The following is a 14,929-nucleotide window of genomic DNA, read 5'->3' on the forward strand; positions in this document are numbered from 1 at the left end:
TCTTTCCGACCAATGACCCCGGTGTCATAAGGCAGGAAAGAGGAGAGGATCAGCATGAATATCAGCAGGCGCGAAGCGTTCGGTGCGGCTTTTGCGGGAGGCGCCGCGGCGCTGATCGGCCCGGCAAGCGCCTCCGCGGCCCCCGCCCCAGCGCCGGCCGCGCCCGACTGGAAGCGCGGCTTTGACAACCAGCGCATCTGCGACCTGGGCGACGGCCGCTTCCTCAACCCGCTGCTCGCCGGCGACCATCCCGACCCCGCCATCCTGAAGGACGGCGCGGACTATTACATGACCTTCTCCAGCTTCGATTCCTATCCGGGGCTGACGATCTGGCACAGCCGCGACCTGGTGAACTGGCAGCCGCGCAAGGCCGCGCTCACGAAGAACATCGGATCGGTCTGGGCAGTGAGCCTGGAGAAGCACAAGGGCCGCTACTTCCTCTACATCCCGGTCAAGGCGAGCCCGAACTCGATCTTCGTGATCTGGGCCGATCATATCGACGGGCCGTGGAGCGAGCCGATCGACCTGGGGCTGCACAACCATATCGATCCCTGCCACGCAGTGGGCGAGGACGGATCGCGCTGGCTGTTCCTTTCGGGCGGCGACCGGGTGCGCCTGTCCGAGGACGGGCTCTCCACCGTCGGGCCGGTCGAGCATGTCTATGATCCCTGGCACTATCCCGAGGAATGGGACGTCGAGAGCTTCTCGCCCGAGGGACCGAAGATCCACCGCCATGGCGGCTGGTTCTACATGATCACCGCAGTGGGCGGCACGGCGGGCCCGCCGACCGGGCACATGGTGATCGCGGCGCGCTCGCGGTCGATCCACGGCCCCTGGGAGCAATGCCCGGCCAACCCGCTGGTGCGCACCGTGCGCAACGACGAGGCCTGGTGGTCGCGCGGGCATGCCTCGCTCGTCGAGGCGCCGGACGGCAGCTGGTGGTCGATCTATCACGGCTTCGAGAACGGATACTGGACGCTGGGGCGCCAGGCGCTGCTCGATCCGATCGAATGGACCACGGACGGCTGGTTCCGGATGACCGGCGGCGACCTGTCCAGGCCGATCCGCAAGCCGAAGGGCGGCGCGGCGGTGCCGCACGGCCAGCCGCTGTCGGACGATTTCGCCGGGCCGCTCGCGCTTGGGCAGAAATGGAATTTCTTCAAGCCGGCGCCCGACGAGAGCAGCCGCGCCCGCACCGAAGGCGGCGCGCTGATCCTCAAGGCATCGGGCAAGGCGCCGGTGGATAGCTCGCCGCTGCTGCTGATCGCCGGCGACACCGGCTACGAATTCGAATGCGACATCGAGATCGCGCCGGGCGGCACTGCCGGGCTGGTGCTCTTCTACGACGAGAAGCTCTATTGCGGGCTCGGCTTCGACGAGAAGCGCTTCGTCACGCACCAATATGGCATGGAGCGCGGCCGCCCGGCCAATCCCCATGGCCGGCGGCTGAAGATGCGCGTGTCGAACCGGCAGCACATCATCGCCTTCCATATCTCGGGCGACGGCGGAAAGAGCTGGAAGCGCTTCGACCGTGGCATGGAAGTGTCGGGCTATCACCACAATGTCCGCGGCGGCTTCCTGATGCTGCGGCCCGGGCTCTATTCGGCCGGCGCCGGCGAGGCGAAGTTCCGGGATTTCCGGTTCCGGGCGCTTTAGGCCCGAAACGGAGCGGGTTGGCGCTAGACGCCACGCGGATGTGCTAATCCCCAAATCCTCCCCCTGAGGGGGAGGGGGACCGCCAGCGTAGCTGGTGGTGGAGGGGGAGCGCCGTGGAAATCACCGGCCCGCCAGGGACAATCCGGCAGGCGAAGCGATTGCGGCGCGAGATGTCGTTGCCGGAAGCATTGTTATGGCGCGAATTGCGAAAACGCCCAGCAAGCCTGAAATTCCGGCGCCAGCATCCTGCCGGCCCCTATGTGCTCGACTTTTACTGCGACGCCGTTCGTCTGGCCATCGAGGTGGACGGCGAAGTGCATGAGCGCGGCAACAGGCCGGCACTGGATGCCGTGCGCGATGCCTGGCTTGCGATGCAGAGCGTGCGGACGCTTCGTATTCCCGTGCGGGAGGTGCTGAGTGATTTGGACGCAGTGATCCGCCACATCGTCTTCACCACCTGCGGCGAGCCCCCTCCACCGCCTTCGGCGGTCCCCCTCCCCCTCCGGGGGAGGATTGAGGAGGTGGCGCAGCCTTGGCGTCGCCGCTAAGCTCGCCGCAACATGGGCAAGAGGCGCATATTGATCCTGGGAGGGGGCACCGCGGGGTGGCTTACGGCCGCCTATCTCGCGCGTTTCCTCGACCTGGCCGACCAGGCGCAGATCGAGATCACTTTGCTCGAATCGCCCGAGCTCGGCATCATCGGGGTGGGCGAAGGCACCTTCCCCACGATCCGCTCGACGCTCAAATTCCTCGGTATCGACGAGACACGCTTCATCCGCGCAACCTCGGCGACGTTCAAGCAGGGCATCCGCTTCAACGACTGGCTGCACGCGCCGCTGCCCGACGGCACGCGCCACCATTATCTGCACCCGTTCGAGGCACCCTTCTACACCGAGGGCACCAGCCTGGTGCCCTATTGGCTGCTCCAGGATACGGCGACCCGCCCGCCCTTCGCCGAGGCGGTGACGATCCAGAACCGCGTCGCCGAGAGCCGGCGCGCGCCCAAGAAGCAAGGCGAAGGCGAGTTCTCCGGCCCGCTCAACTACGCCTATCATTTCGACGCGGCGCGGCTCGCCAAGGTGCTGGAGGAGCGGGCGATCGAGCTGGGCGTGCGGCACGTCACCGGACTGCTCACCGATGTCGAGCTGGACGCGGACGGCGCGATCGCGCGGATCGTCACTCGCGAGCAGGGTGCGCTCGAGGCCGACCTCTATATCGACTGCTCGGGCTTCCGGGCGGAGCTGATCGGCAAGGCGCTGGGCGTCGGCTTCCGTTCGGTGCGCGACGTGCTGTTCACCGACCGGGCGCTCGCCTGCAAGATCCCCTATGGCGATCCCGACGCGCCGATCGAGAGCTTCACCATCGCCGCCGCGCATCCGGCGGGCTGGACCTGGGACATCGGGCTGGAGGGCGCGCGCGGGATCGGTACCGTCTATTCGTCGACCCATATGTCCGACGACGAGGCCGCGCAGGTGCTGCGCGGCTATATCGGGCATGACGAATACAAGGCGCGGATCATCCCGTTCGAGCCCGGCTACCGCGAGGCGCAATGGGTGAAGAATTGCGTGGCGGTGGGCCTGTCGGGCGGGTTCCTCGAGCCGCTCGAATCGACCGGCGTGGTGCTGATCGAGGCGGCGGTGGGGATGATCGCCGAGCTGTTTCCGCATGGCGGCCCGATCGATGCGCCGGCGAAGCGCTTCAACCAGCTGATTGTCGCGCGTTACGAGCGGATCATCAACTTCCTCAAGCTCCATTACTGCCTGAGCCGGCGCGAGGAGCCCTTCTGGCGCGACAATGCCGATCCGGCGTCGATCCCGCAGGCGCTGCAGGAGCTGCTCGCCCAGTGGCGCTACCGACCGCCGGGCCGGTTCGATTTCACGCTCGACCTCGAGAGCTTCGCCTTCTTCAACTATCAGTACATCCTCTACGGGATGGACTTCCGCACCGACCTGTCAGGCGGGCGCGGCGACTTCCCCAACATGGCGGCCGCGGAGAAGCTGTTCGCGCGAATCCGGAATTTCTCCGAACGCGCGACCGAGGACCTGCCGACGCACCGGGCACTGATCCGGGCGATCAACGGGTGACCCCGAGGCGTCCATAAGCCTTGTCGTCATCCCGGCAAAAGCCGGGATCTCAGGCGAAGGCGCGGGACAAGGGCCGCTCGGGATGACGGCCATTGGGCTGGCTGATGGTCAGAGGCTCCAGTCGAGCTGCAGCCAGAGCTTGTCGGTATCCGTCGCAAACCTGTCCGCCCGGTAATGGGCATAGCGCGCCGAGAGCGCGTAGCGGCCGCGCTTGACGCCGGCGATCAGGTCGAGCTCGTCGCCATAATGCTGGCCCTGCCGGTCGCTATCGAAGCGGTGCCAGGTGGCGCCGAGGGTGATCGCGTCGAGCGGGCCGACCTGCTTCCAGCCATAGCCGACCGTGCCGTAGCGATCGCGCAGCCCGGCCGGCGGTGTGGTGCCGAACTTGCCCGCCCAGCCGTTGAACTTGAAATAGGAGGCGAGCGGCGTCTGCACGCTGGTCAGCGCCGCGCCCTTGTCGGCGCCGAGCACTTCATAGCCGGCGGTGAGGCTGAGCGCCCGGGCAGTCAGGTTCAGCTCGCCCAGCCAATAATCGGCAGTGTAGCGATTGGGGTTGCGGTGCCAGTCGCTCTGGCGGGCCCAGCTGGCGACATATCCTAGCGACACCTGCTTCGCGAGCGTCTGCTTGCCGGCGAAGCGCACGCCATAGGTCTGGCTCGACAGGCGGAAGCCCTGGACCGCCGCCTGGTCCTGGTCGACCAGATAGGCGAAGGCGCTGAGCGTGCCCGCGCCGGTGCCGTAGCCGAGCACGGCGAAGAGATTGTCGCCGCCGATCGACACGGGCCGCGCGCCGGTGCCGTTGCGACCGTTCACGGTGCGGACGCTCCAGCTATAGGCAATGTCCGCGTTCAGCCCGAGCGGCTTGCCATATTGGAAGCGCACCGCGTCATAGGTCTGCTCGCTCTGCCGCCACGGCGCCGTGCCGACGAAGCGATCATCGGCGAAGTTTAGCCGCTGGCGGCCCGCGGTGAACGCCAGCCCGTCCTTGCCGGCATAGCGGAGCTGGGCGCGGTTGAGCTCGATATTCTCGGGATCGACGACCAGCGGATAGCGCGTCTTGCCGTTGGTGCCGTCGTTGTAGCCGGTGGCGAGCGCGATCACGCCCTCGCCCTCGACCAGCGCCGACCAGCGCTTCCAGCTGGCGGCGAGGCCAGGGCGGACGCGCAGGGTGACTGCATCGGCGTCCTCCGGCAGCCCGCCCTGGTCGACATGCTCATAGCGCAGCCGCACCTCGGCGGTCGGCATGAGCTTCACCTGCTGGGCATGGGCGGCCGCGGGCACGAGCAGCCCCGCGGCGCAGAAAAGCGCATGTCGCATCGAATTTCTCCGGGATGTGCCCGCTCTGCGTCACGCGCGCGGAGCGGGCACCGGGGGGGCTCTTACGCGGCGACGGCCAGCTTGGGATCGAGCGCTTCGAGCTCGCCCGAGGCGCGCGCCTTGCGGCCATAGACCAGCTCGAACAGCGGCGTGGCCATCACCGTGGTGACGATCGCCATCAGCACCATCATCGAGAACAGCGTCGGCCCGATCACACCCTTTTGCAGGCCGATGTTGATGATGATCAGCTCCATCAGCCCGCGCGAGTTCATCAGCGCGCCGATGCCGAGCGCAGTGCGGTTGTCCTCACCGGCCAGCCGCGCCGCCGCCCAGCAGGCGCCGAACTTGGCGAGGATCGAGACGATCAGGATGCCCAGCGCGATCAGCAGCAGCGGCACCGAATTGACCATGTCCATCCGGGTGTTGAGGCCCGAATAGGTGAAGAACATCGGCAGCAGCAGGACGACCGCGAACGGCTCGACCTTCTTCTTCAGCTCCTCGACGAACAGGCCGCGCGGCATGCAGGCGCCGAGCAGGAAGCCGCCGAACACCGCGTGAATGCCGATCGCGTCCATCAGGAAGGCAGAGAGGCTGAACAGCGTCAGCGTGATCGCCATCACCGTGTAGCTCATCTCGCCGCGCGCCTCGACCGCACGGCCGAGCGGGGCGAGCAGGCGCTTGCCGAACAGGATCATGAACAGCGCATAGGTGAGCCCACCGCCGATCGCGATCACCGCGACGCCCGGCCCGGCGCCGAAGGTGGCGAGGACGATCGCCAGCACGCACCAGGAAACCGCGTCGTCGAACGCGCCTGCGGTGAGCGACAGCGTGCCGAGCGAGGTGTTGGCCAGGCCGCGCTCGTTGATGATGCGCGCGAGCATCGGGAAGGCGGTGAGCGCGATGCAGGCGCCCATGAACAAGGTGGCGTTCGACTGGCTGATACCCGGCGCGAACAGGCCCGGCACGGTGAGCAGGAACGGCGTGATCATCGCGGCCAGGATGAAGGGCGTGACGATGCCCGCGGCGGAGACGCCGGCGGCGCTCTTCGCCTTGGACTTGAAGTGATCGGTCTGCAGCGTGCAGCCGACCAGGAACATGTAGAGCCCGACGCCGAACTGGGCGCCGACATAAAGGACGTTACGCGTCTCCTTGGGGAAGAGCGCCGTCTGGAAATCGGGGAAGACCAGGCCGAGCAGCGACGGCCCGAGCAGCACGCCGGCGATCATCTCGCCGACCACCTGGGGCTGGCCCAGGAACTTCTGGCCGGCCCAGCCGACGATGCGGCAGGTGACCAGGATCACGGCGATCTGGAGGAAGAAGTGGATCGAATAATCGCCCGGCACCATCGACTTGACGGCGTTCACCGCAGGCCCATGCGCTCCCAGCACATCGCCCAGCGCACGCAGGCCTTCGTTCAGCAATTCGAGCATCAACCTTCCCCCACGATCCTCTCGCGCGGCCGCTTGCCGGCCTGTCGCATGGCCTGAGGGAGCGCAGCCCGGCGCCAGCATGCAACAGCAAAATTCGGCACCCCCCGCATTTTTCCGTCCCCGTCGCGCTTTCTGTTGCATCGAGCGCACACAGTAGTAACGTACCTACATGACAACGCGGACAATCTAGGTACGTAGGTACAAAATGAAGGTGGTCACCAGCCGCGAATTCAACCAGGACGTGAGCGCTGCGAAGCGAGTCGCGCGCGCCGAGCCGGTGTTCGTCACCGATCGCGGGCGGCCTACCCATGTGCTGATGAGCATCGATCAGTTCCGCCAGCTCACCGGCCAGCGCGAGAGCATCGTCGACCTGCTCGCCCTGCCCGCCGGCAGCCCCGATGCCGAGCTGGCGCCGCCGGGCCGCTGGTGATGTTCCTGCTCGACACGCCGATCGTCTTCGAGCTGCGAAGTGCCCGCTCCGGACGCGCCGAGCCGGGGCTGACTGCCTGGGCTTCGAGCGTGGCGCGCGAGCGGCTGTTCCTATCTGCGATCAGCCTTGTCGAACTGGAGACCAGCGCCGCCGAAGCCGCACGGCGCGACAAGGCGGCGGGGGCGATGCTGCGCAGCTGGATCGACGAGCAGCTGATCCCGGCCTTCGACGGCCATGTGCTGCCGCTCGACGCTGCGGTGGCGCGCCGGCGCGGGCAGCTCGCGCTTGCCGAGACGCGCGACGCGCTGCTCGCGGCCACCGCGCTCGAACATGGGCTCACGCTGGTGACGCGCAACACCGCGGCATTCCGCGGCGCGCGCGTGAAACTGTTCGATCCGCGCGGCTACACCGCCGATGCGGCGGAGGACGAAGGCGACTGGCGCGACGCGGCGCGCACCGGCCCGCTATGGCTCAAGAACCTGTTCGTCCGCGCCTGACGCCAGCCCGAGGAAGCGCGTAGCCCCGGCTTCACGATGAGTTAGACATTTTCCGGCAACAAAGCGTAATGGTACCGAAGCTCAAGCCGATCTTTCACGCCCTTGCCCCGCTGCTGCGCGGCGAAAAGCAGCGTCAGGCCGCGGTCGACAAGGTCGATGTCGCCGAGACCAAGCAGTCTGCCGAGCTCAAGGCGATCGTCGAGGAAGTCGCCGAAATCTTCGGCACCGAGATGGGCATCGCTACGCTGATCGACCGGCAGACCCAGCACATCCTCGCCTGCCATGGCGGCGAACTCGAATCGGGTCCGCGCGACATCTCGTTCTGCGGCCACACCATTGCGCGGCCCGACGAGATCATGTGCGTGTTCGACGCAACGCACGATCCGCGCTTCGCCGGCAATCCGCTGGTCCTGGGGACACCGCATATCCGCTTCTATGTCGGCACACCGCTGATCTCGTCCGAGGGCGAGGCGCTGGGCGCCTTGTGCGCGATCGATTCGCGCCCGCGGATGAGCCTGCTGCCCGAGCAGAGCAAGCGGCTGCGCGCGCTGGCGGAGAAGGCGGCGAGCATCCTCGCCACCGCGCAGGGCTAGACGCTCTCCCGGCGCAGATTGTTGTTGCGCAGCACGTCGGTCACCCGCTGCACCAGCTCGTCGGGCTCAAACGGCTTGACCAGATAGTCGTTGGCGCCCGCGCCCATCGCCTCGTCGATCTCGCGCTCGCTGCCCTTGGCGGACAGCATCAGGATCGGGGTGAGGTACAGCGCCGGCAGCCGGCGCAGCGCGCGCAGGATGTCGAGCCCCTGCATGCCCGGCAGCGACTGATCGAGGATCACTAGATCGGGCTTCTTGAACGCGATGGTATCGAAAGCCAGCGTGCCGTGATGGATCACGCCGACGATGTGCCCGGCGCGGCTGAGCACCTGCTGCACCACGGCGCCGACCAGCTCGTCGTCCTCGACATAGATGATGCGCGCCATGGCTCAGGCCTTCCCCAGCATCTCTTCGACGCGGAAGACGAGTTCGTCCGGGTCGAAGGGCTTCTTCAGATATTCGTTGCCGCCGGCGAAGCGCGCCAGCTCCTCGTCGCGATCGCTCCGGCGGCCGGTGAGCATCATCACGGGCAGATCGGCGAAATCGGGCATCTTCCGCAGCTCCTGGACGAGCAGAACGCCCGAGATCTCCGGCATGTTGCAATCGAGGATCACCAGATCGGGCTTGCGCGCCTTGATCACGCGCAGCGCCTCGGCGCCGTCCTTGACCAGGCCGGCGCCATGGCCCGCCGCAATCAGCGCATCGCGGGCGATCTCCCCCACCAGTTCGTCGTCATCCGCTATGATGATGCGCGCCATCGCCCTTCTCGCTCGATACTAACCTAAATTATAACGCGTGGGCCGCAGATGGTTGCAGGTCCGTGCCAAATTTTGTGCCCTTCGCGCCTTTTCCGCGTTTTGCGGGAGAGGAACCGAACAGGGCGTTAACGCTCGGCCCTTAGGGACCGGGTGACAGGACAGGAGGCTTGCCGATGCCGATGGCGGATATGATGACGCGCCGGTCGCACTGGATCCTCGCTGCCGCGCTGGCGCTGCTCGCCTGCACTGCCGCATCGGGCATCTGGCTGTTCGCGCAGAAGCAGCGCGCCGACAACTGGGTACGCCACACCTTCCAGGTCGCCGACCGCCTGTCGCATGTCCGCATCCTGACGCTTCGCGCCGAAGTCTATCGCCGCGGCTACCTGCTCACCGGCGATGCCGATGCCCGCAAGAATATCGAGAGCGTGCGCCGCGAGCTGCCCGGCGAGCTGACCGCGCTCGAAGGCATGACCGAGGACAATCCCCCGCAGCGCAAGCGCGTCGCCTATCTCGCCGCGCTGATCCGCCAGCGGCTGGTGGAGACCGAGCAGACGCTGCAGATGCGCGGCGCGAACCGGGCGGCGGAGGCCACGTCGATCCTAGCCAGCAACGCCAATCGGCGCGAGACGGCGCGGATGCTCCAGTTGATCGGCGAGATCCGCACAGAGGAAGAGGCGCTGCTCAACGAGCGCCTCGCGCGGGCGCGGGGGTATGAAGTACCGATTCAGATTGCCGGCGTGGCCAGTGGACTGCTGGTGCTATTGCTTGCCTTTCTGATCGCGCGCGAGCGGCGCGAGCGGATGGAAGTGCTGCGCGAGGCCAATCGCCGGCTGCACGGCGACATCGCCCGCCGCGAAGTGGTCGAGGCCGAGCTGGCGCTGCTCGCGATGAACGCGACCGACGCCGTGCTGCGCTTCGATCTGGACGGCTATATCATCTATGCCTCGCCCTCGACCGAGCCGGTGCTCGGCGTCGAGCCCGCGCATGTGCTGGGACGCCAGATCGGCTTCGGCGTGGCGGCCGAGCATCGCGAGGAGATGTTCGAGTTCCAGCGCCTGCTCACCAACGGCACGGTGGAACGCGGCGTGATCACCTATCGCACCCAGCCGATCGAGCACGCTGCGAACCCGCAATGGATCGAGGCGCATTGCGGGCTCGTCCGCGATCCCGCCACCGGCGCCCCGGCCGAGATCATCGCCTCGCTGCGCGACGTCACCCGGCGCAAGGAGCTCGAGCACGAGCTCGAGGCCGCGCGTGCCCGCGCCGAGGCGGCGATGGAGGCCAAATCGAGCTTCCTCGCCAATATGAGCCACGAGATCCGCACCCCGATGAACGGCGTGCTGGGCTTTGCCGACCTGCTGCTCGCCAGCGACCTGCAGCCCGAACAGCATCGCCAGGCCCAGCTGATCGTCGATTCGAGCCGGGCGATGATGCGGCTGCTCAACGACATCCTCGACCTGTCCAAGATCGAGGCCGGCCAGATGCAGGTCAGCGCCGAGCGCATCGACCTGCGCCACGCGCTGAGGGGCTGCATCAAGCTGATCGAGCCCGCTGCCGCGCAGAAGGGGCTGGCGCTGGAGTTCGAGATCGACCCCGCCCTGCCCCGCTTCGTGATGGTCGACGGGCTGCGGCTGCGCCAGATCACGCTCAACCTGCTGGGCAATGCCGTGAAGTTCACCGAGCAGGGCAGCGTCACGCTCAGCGCCACCCGCACCGAGGGCGAGGACGGCAGCCCGCGGATCGACATCGCAGTGACCGATACCGGCATCGGCATTCCGCCCGATCGCCACGCCGCGATCTTCGAGCAGTTCGTCCAGGCCGAGCAGTCCACCGCGCGCCGCTATGGCGGCACCGGGCTGGGACTGGCGATCAGCAGCCGGCTCGCCTCGCTGATGGGCGGCGCACTGGGCCTGCGCAGCGCCGAGGGCCAGGGCAGCGTGTTCACCCTGTGCCTGCCGCTGACCGCCGCCGAGGGGGGGAGAGACGGGCGCGGCCGTGCCGCAGGGACCCACCGCCCCCGTGCGCAGCCTGCGCCTGCTCGTTGCCGAGGATCACGACGTCAACCAGCTGCTGATGCAGGATATGCTCGGCCGGCTCGGCCATGCCGTGGCGATCGTTCCCGACGGCGCCCAGGCAGTGGAGCGCGCGGTCGCCGCCGATGCGGAAGGCATGCCGTTCGACCTGGTGCTGATGGACATGCAGATGCCGGTGCTCGACGGCATCGGCGCGACAAAGGCGATCCGCGCCGCCGGGCTCTCCGCGCAGAAGCTGCCGATCCTGGCGCTCACCGCCAACGCCTATGCCGACGACATCGCCCGCTGCCTGGAGGCGGGCATGCAGGCGCATCTCGCCAAGCCGATCCAGCTCGCGGAGCTCGCCGCCGCGATCGAGCGCTGGTCCGCCGCCACGCCCCCGGAAGCCGAGGAACCGCCCGCCCCTGCCGCGCCGGAGGCGAAGGAGCCGGGCCTGACGCTGTCCCCTGCGCTCTGGGCCAAGTTCGCCGCGCGCAAGGACGAACTGCTGGCCGCCGCGGAGGCGTTCGTTGATGCGGGCGGCACCGATGATGCCGGGAACGAGGCGCTGCGCGGCCTGCTCCACAAGTTCGCAGGCTCGGCCGGGCTGTTCGGCCAGGCGGCGCTGGGCAGCGAGGCATCGGCGCTCGAGGATGCGCTGGAAGCCGCGCCGGCTGGCAAACGCGCGGCGCTGGCCGGCGACTTCCTCGCAACGCTGCGCGCCGCCGCCGACTAGCGGCAGCACCACCGAAACGGTTCAAAAAGCAGCACGGCAGCGGGGTCCGCCGGCGCCGCGACGGCCTGCCCGCGCCCTCATTCTGTCGCTCCAATGCAACAGTTTGCATCAATCCGAAATTGTAAACGGTTCCAGTTGATTCAGCCCGATTGACAGCCGTTCCGATGATGATAGCGATAACATCAGGGAGGCATATTGCCCGCCCGACAATAAAGAAAAAGTCGCGCCAAATAAGGGCGCACTGAGGAGGGGTTATGAAGAGCTTGAGGCGTACGCCTATACTTGCGCGCTCCGCATCCATCATCGCTGTCGCTGCCGGGCTTGCGCTGCCCAGCCTTGCCCATGCGCAAGCCGACAACGCTGTCAGCGCAGCCCAGACCGCGGACAGCGGCGGCGGCCAGGACGTCCAGGACGACAATGCCATCGTCGTCACCGGCATCCGCGCCAGCCTCGAGCGCTCGATCCAGATCAAGCGCGAGGCGCCGGGCATCGTCGATGCGATCTCCGCGGAGGACATCGGCAAGTTCCCCGACACCAACCTGGCCGAATCGCTGCAGCGCATCCCGGGCGTGTCGATCAACCGCACCAACGGCGAAGGCTCGCAGGTCACCGTGCGCGGCTTCGGCCCGACCTACAACATGGTCACGCTGAACGGCCGCCAGCTCGCCACCGCAGCCGTGTCCGTGGTCGGCGGCGACCAGAATGCCGACGGTTCGCAGGGCACCAGCCGCTCGTTCGACTTCTCGAACCTCGCCACCGAAGGCGTGCGCACGCTCGAAGTCTATAAGACCGGGCGCGCGGCGGTCCCGTCGGGCGGCATCGGCGCGACGATCAACGTCGTCTCGCGCCGCCCGCTCGACGACGGCAAGCCAGGCTTCAACGGCAGCATCGGCGCCAAGGCGGTCTATGACACCAGCGTCGATGGCTGCCTCGACTGCGGCTCCAAGGTCACCCCCGAAGTCTCGGGCGTGCTGAGCTGGGCCGATCCGGACGAGCGCTTCGGCGTGATGCTGTTCGGCAGCTACCAGAAGCGCAACTACACGTCGATCGCGGCAACGTCGAACAACTGGAACATCATCCCCTACAGCACCTTCCTGACCGGCGGCTTCGCCCGTTCGGGCGGCGCCTGCCCGACCTCGACCCCGGGACCGAACTGCACCGTGGTCAACAACGCGCCGAGCAACCCGAACCAGCTCGTCGCGATCCCGAACGACAGCCGCTATCACTATGCCGAGGGCACGCGCGAGCGCATCAACGGCCAGGCGGTGGTGCAGTTCAGGCCCACCGACTCGCTGACGATCACCGCCGACGCGCTCTATGCGCAGAACAAGCAGAAGGAGACCCGTTCGGACCTCTCCAACTGGTTCAGCCGGCCGTTCGACGTGGTGACCTTCGACGGCAACACCACCGTCGCCACCGCGCAATATCTGCACGAGACGATCAACGGCCAGAAGGACGAAGGCTTCGAGGCCCAGTCGCGCGCGCAGAAGGGCAAGCTCGAGGACTATGGCCTCAACCTCGAATGGGAGATGGCCAGCAATTTCTCGCTGAAGCTCGACGGCCATATCTCGACCTCGGCGAGCACGCCGGACAATGCGAACGGCAATTCGTCGACGCTGGTCGGCATGGGCGCCAATGTCGTCGCGGCGCATTCGGTCGACTTCTCCAACGGCATCCCGCAGCAGGACATCACGCTGGGCGCGAGCGGCCCGCTCGACGTCAACGATGTCGGCTCGCAGGTCGGCCGCACCTTCCGCTCGACGCAGCGCCAGAAGGTGAAGGAGCTGCGTGCGGACTTCGGCTGGGATCTGGGCGGCGAGAGCCGCTTCGACTTCGGCGGCAACTACCGCACCACCGACATGCACCAGACCTTCCTCGCCACCCAGCAGACGCTGGGCGACTGGGGCATCACCAGCCCGGGCGACGTGAACACGCTGGCGCCGGGGGCGCTCACGGCCTTCTGCCTCGAGTGCAAATTCTCGAAGTTCAATCCGGGCGGCGATCCCGAATCGCAGCTCGCCTTCCGCGGCGTGGCATCGGACCTCTATTCGATCCTCTCGCCCTATTATGCGAGCCGCGGCAACGCGGTGGGCATCACCAGCAAGCAGGACAACCGGGTCAAGGAAGAGATCTGGGCGGCCTATGGCCAGCTGACCTGGAAGGGTGAGCTGGGCGGCGCGCCGGCACGGCTCGTCGCGGGCGTCCGCTACGAGCACACCAAGTCTTCGACCACGTCGCTCGAAGCGATCCCGGCGGGCATCGCCTGGGTTTCGGACAACGACTTCACCGTGTCGATCTCGAACGCCACCCAGTTCGTGAGCGACGGCGGCAGCTACGACAACATCCTGCCGCAGGTCGATTTCCAGGTGGAATTCGCCAAGAACGTCGTCGGCCGCCTGTCGTACAGCCGGACGATCGCCCGGGCGAACTACAACAACCTCTATACCTCCACCACGGTGGGCGGCCCGTCGCGGCCGATCTACAATGGCGGCATCCCCACCGGCACCACCGGCAACGCCCGGCTGAAGCCGCTCGAATCGGACAATTTCGACGCCTCGCTGGAATGGTATTTCAAGCCGGACAGCTATGTGTCGGTGGCGTTCTTCGACAAGCGGGTGCGCAACTTCATCGGCAACGGCCAGTTCACCTCGCCGCTGTTCGGCCTTCGGGATCCGAGCTCGGGCGCGGCGGGCAGCCGTTCGGGCAGCGCCCGCGCCGCGATCACCGGACTGGGCGCCGATACCAGCGACGCCAACCTGTTCGTGATGTCGGCGCTGATCCAGGCCACCGGCTCGGTCGCCGCCGCCACTGCGACCTTCGCGGCGAACTACAACCCGGTGACCCGCCAGCTGAACGACGCCTTCGTCCAGCAGATCAACAACACCTATGACCTGCAGGGCATCGCCAGCGATCCGCTCTACCAGTTCCAGGTGACGCGCCCGATCAACAACAAGGACGCGGAGATCTATGGCGTCGAACTGGCCGGCCAGTATTTCCTCGGCAATACCGGCTTCGGCATCGCGGCGGCCTATACGCTGGTGCGCGGCGACGTCGGCTTCAACCTGGGGGCCGATCCTTCGCAGGATCAGTTCGCGCTGCTCGGCCTCTCGGACACGTTCAGCGGCACGCTGATCTACGAGAAGCACGGCATCTCGGCACGCGTGGCCTATAACTGGCGCGACAAGTTCCTCTCGGGGATCAACCGCCAGGACTCGCGCAACCCCGAGTTCACCGCGCCGTTCGGCCAGCTCGATGCATCGATCAGCTACGAGATCACGCCGAACATCGCGATCACGCTCGAAGGCATCAACCTCACCGAGACCGCGGTGCGGACCTATGCCCGCGACGAGAAGCAGCTCTGGTACGCGCAGGAGCTCGACCGGCGCTTCCTGCTCGGCGCGCGCTTCAAGTTCTGA

Annotated in this window: 12 protein-coding genes; 8 read left to right on the forward strand and 4 right to left on the reverse strand. The window is 67.2% G+C overall.

Annotated features, from left to right (window positions below):
- Positions 1-54 precede the first annotated feature (54 nt).
- From P6144_RS15910 to P6144_RS15920, 3 genes are all read left to right on the forward strand, one after another.
- Positions 55-1,656 (forward strand): family 43 glycosylhydrolase, encoded by a 1,602-nt coding sequence (locus P6144_RS15910; protein WP_277768779.1) that lies wholly within the window; start codon positions 55-57, stop codon positions 1,654-1,656.
- A gap of 113 nt (positions 1,657-1,769) precedes the next feature.
- Complete coding sequence (locus tag P6144_RS15915) at positions 1,770-2,204, forward strand: DUF559 domain-containing protein (RefSeq protein ID WP_277768780.1); 435 nt, start codon at positions 1,770-1,772, stop codon at positions 2,202-2,204.
- Positions 2,205-2,234: 30 nt separating this feature from the next.
- Entirely contained in the window at positions 2,235-3,740 is a 1,506-nt protein-coding gene (locus tag P6144_RS15920; RefSeq protein WP_277768781.1) for a tryptophan halogenase family protein, read from the forward strand.
- A 108-nt stretch (positions 3,741-3,848) separates the two neighbouring features.
- On the opposite strand, the gene P6144_RS15925 is transcribed toward P6144_RS15920, so the two are convergent.
- Both P6144_RS15925 and P6144_RS15930 read right to left on the reverse strand, forming a co-directional pair.
- Positions 3,849-5,057 carry an alginate export family protein gene (locus P6144_RS15925; protein WP_277768782.1) on the reverse strand — a complete coding sequence of 403 codons (1,209 nt, stop codon included), beginning with the start codon at positions 5,055-5,057 and terminating at the stop codon, positions 3,849-3,851.
- A 62-nt stretch (positions 5,058-5,119) separates the two neighbouring features.
- Positions 5,120-6,487 carry a cation:proton antiporter gene (locus P6144_RS15930; RefSeq protein WP_277768783.1) on the reverse strand — a complete coding sequence of 456 codons (1,368 nt, stop codon included), beginning with the start codon at positions 6,485-6,487 and terminating at the stop codon, positions 5,120-5,122.
- Positions 6,488-6,692: 205 nt separating this feature from the next.
- Here P6144_RS15930 and P6144_RS15935 point away from each other — a divergent pair, with 205 nt between their 5' ends.
- The 3 genes from P6144_RS15935 (at position 6,693) to P6144_RS15945 (ending at position 8,007) form a co-directional block, all read left to right on the forward strand.
- Positions 6,693-6,917 carry a type II toxin-antitoxin system Phd/YefM family antitoxin gene (locus P6144_RS15935; protein WP_277768784.1) on the forward strand — a complete coding sequence of 75 codons (225 nt, stop codon included), beginning with the start codon at positions 6,693-6,695 and terminating at the stop codon, positions 6,915-6,917.
- Positions 6,917-7,414: a type II toxin-antitoxin system VapC family toxin gene (locus P6144_RS15940; RefSeq protein ID WP_277768785.1), complete on the forward strand. Its 498-nt coding sequence runs from the start codon at positions 6,917-6,919 to the stop codon at positions 7,412-7,414. Before P6144_RS15935 ends, P6144_RS15940 begins: the two co-directional genes overlap by 1 nt.
- 68 nt (positions 7,415-7,482) lie before the next feature.
- A complete protein-coding gene (locus P6144_RS15945; RefSeq protein WP_277768786.1) occupies positions 7,483-8,007 on the forward strand; it encodes a GAF domain-containing protein in 525 nt (174 codons plus the stop codon).
- On the opposite strand, the gene P6144_RS15950 is transcribed toward P6144_RS15945, so the two are convergent.
- A complete protein-coding gene (locus P6144_RS15950; RefSeq protein WP_277768787.1) occupies positions 8,004-8,393 on the reverse strand; it encodes a response regulator transcription factor in 390 nt (129 codons plus the stop codon). The two genes, P6144_RS15945 and P6144_RS15950, sit on opposite strands and share 4 nt — an antisense overlap.
- Before the next feature lie 3 nt (positions 8,394-8,396).
- Positions 8,397-8,765, reverse strand: a complete 369-nt coding sequence (locus tag P6144_RS15955) for a response regulator (protein ID WP_277768788.1) — start codon at positions 8,763-8,765, stop codon at positions 8,397-8,399.
- Between the two features lie 173 nt (positions 8,766-8,938).
- On the opposite strand from P6144_RS15955, the gene P6144_RS15960 reads away from it, so the two are divergent.
- Together P6144_RS15960 and P6144_RS15970 are read left to right on the forward strand one after the other, a co-directional pair.
- Complete coding sequence (locus tag P6144_RS15960) at positions 8,939-11,311, forward strand: ATP-binding protein (protein WP_277768789.1); 2,373 nt, start codon at positions 8,939-8,941, stop codon at positions 11,309-11,311.
- 456 nt (positions 11,312-11,767) lie between these two features.
- Positions 11,768-14,929 carry a TonB-dependent receptor gene (locus P6144_RS15970; protein WP_277768790.1) on the forward strand — a complete coding sequence of 1,054 codons (3,162 nt, stop codon included), beginning with the start codon at positions 11,768-11,770 and terminating at the stop codon, positions 14,927-14,929.

Source organism: Sphingomonas sp. HITSZ_GF (assembly GCF_029543155.1).
In the GTDB taxonomy this organism is placed as follows: Bacteria; Pseudomonadota; Alphaproteobacteria; order Sphingomonadales; family Sphingomonadaceae; genus Sphingomonas.

Excerpts from the sequence above, each read along its gene's own strand:
- P6144_RS15940 (WP_277768785.1), top strand. The coding sequence starts at position 6,917 with ATGTTCCTGCTCGACACGCCGATCGTCTTCGAGCTGCGAAGTGCCCGC.
- P6144_RS15960 (WP_277768789.1), top strand. The coding sequence starts at position 8,939 with ATGCCGATGGCGGATATGATGACGCGCCGGTCGCACTGGATCCTCGCT.
- P6144_RS15910 (WP_277768779.1), top strand. The coding sequence starts at position 55 with ATGAATATCAGCAGGCGCGAAGCGTTCGGTGCGGCTTTTGCGGGAGGC.
- P6144_RS15950 (WP_277768787.1), bottom strand. The coding sequence starts at position 8,393 with ATGGCGCGCATCATCTATGTCGAGGACGACGAGCTGGTCGGCGCCGTG.
- P6144_RS15930 (WP_277768783.1), bottom strand. The coding sequence starts at position 6,487 with ATGCTCGAATTGCTGAACGAAGGCCTGCGTGCGCTGGGCGATGTGCTG.
- P6144_RS15925 (WP_277768782.1), bottom strand. The coding sequence starts at position 5,057 with ATGCGACATGCGCTTTTCTGCGCCGCGGGGCTGCTCGTGCCCGCGGCC.
- P6144_RS15955 (WP_277768788.1), bottom strand. The coding sequence starts at position 8,765 with ATGGCGCGCATCATCATAGCGGATGACGACGAACTGGTGGGGGAGATC.
- P6144_RS15935 (WP_277768784.1), top strand. The coding sequence starts at position 6,693 with ATGAAGGTGGTCACCAGCCGCGAATTCAACCAGGACGTGAGCGCTGCG.
- P6144_RS15945 (WP_277768786.1), top strand. The coding sequence starts at position 7,483 with ATGGTACCGAAGCTCAAGCCGATCTTTCACGCCCTTGCCCCGCTGCTG.
- P6144_RS15970 (WP_277768790.1), top strand. The coding sequence starts at position 11,768 with ATGAAGAGCTTGAGGCGTACGCCTATACTTGCGCGCTCCGCATCCATC.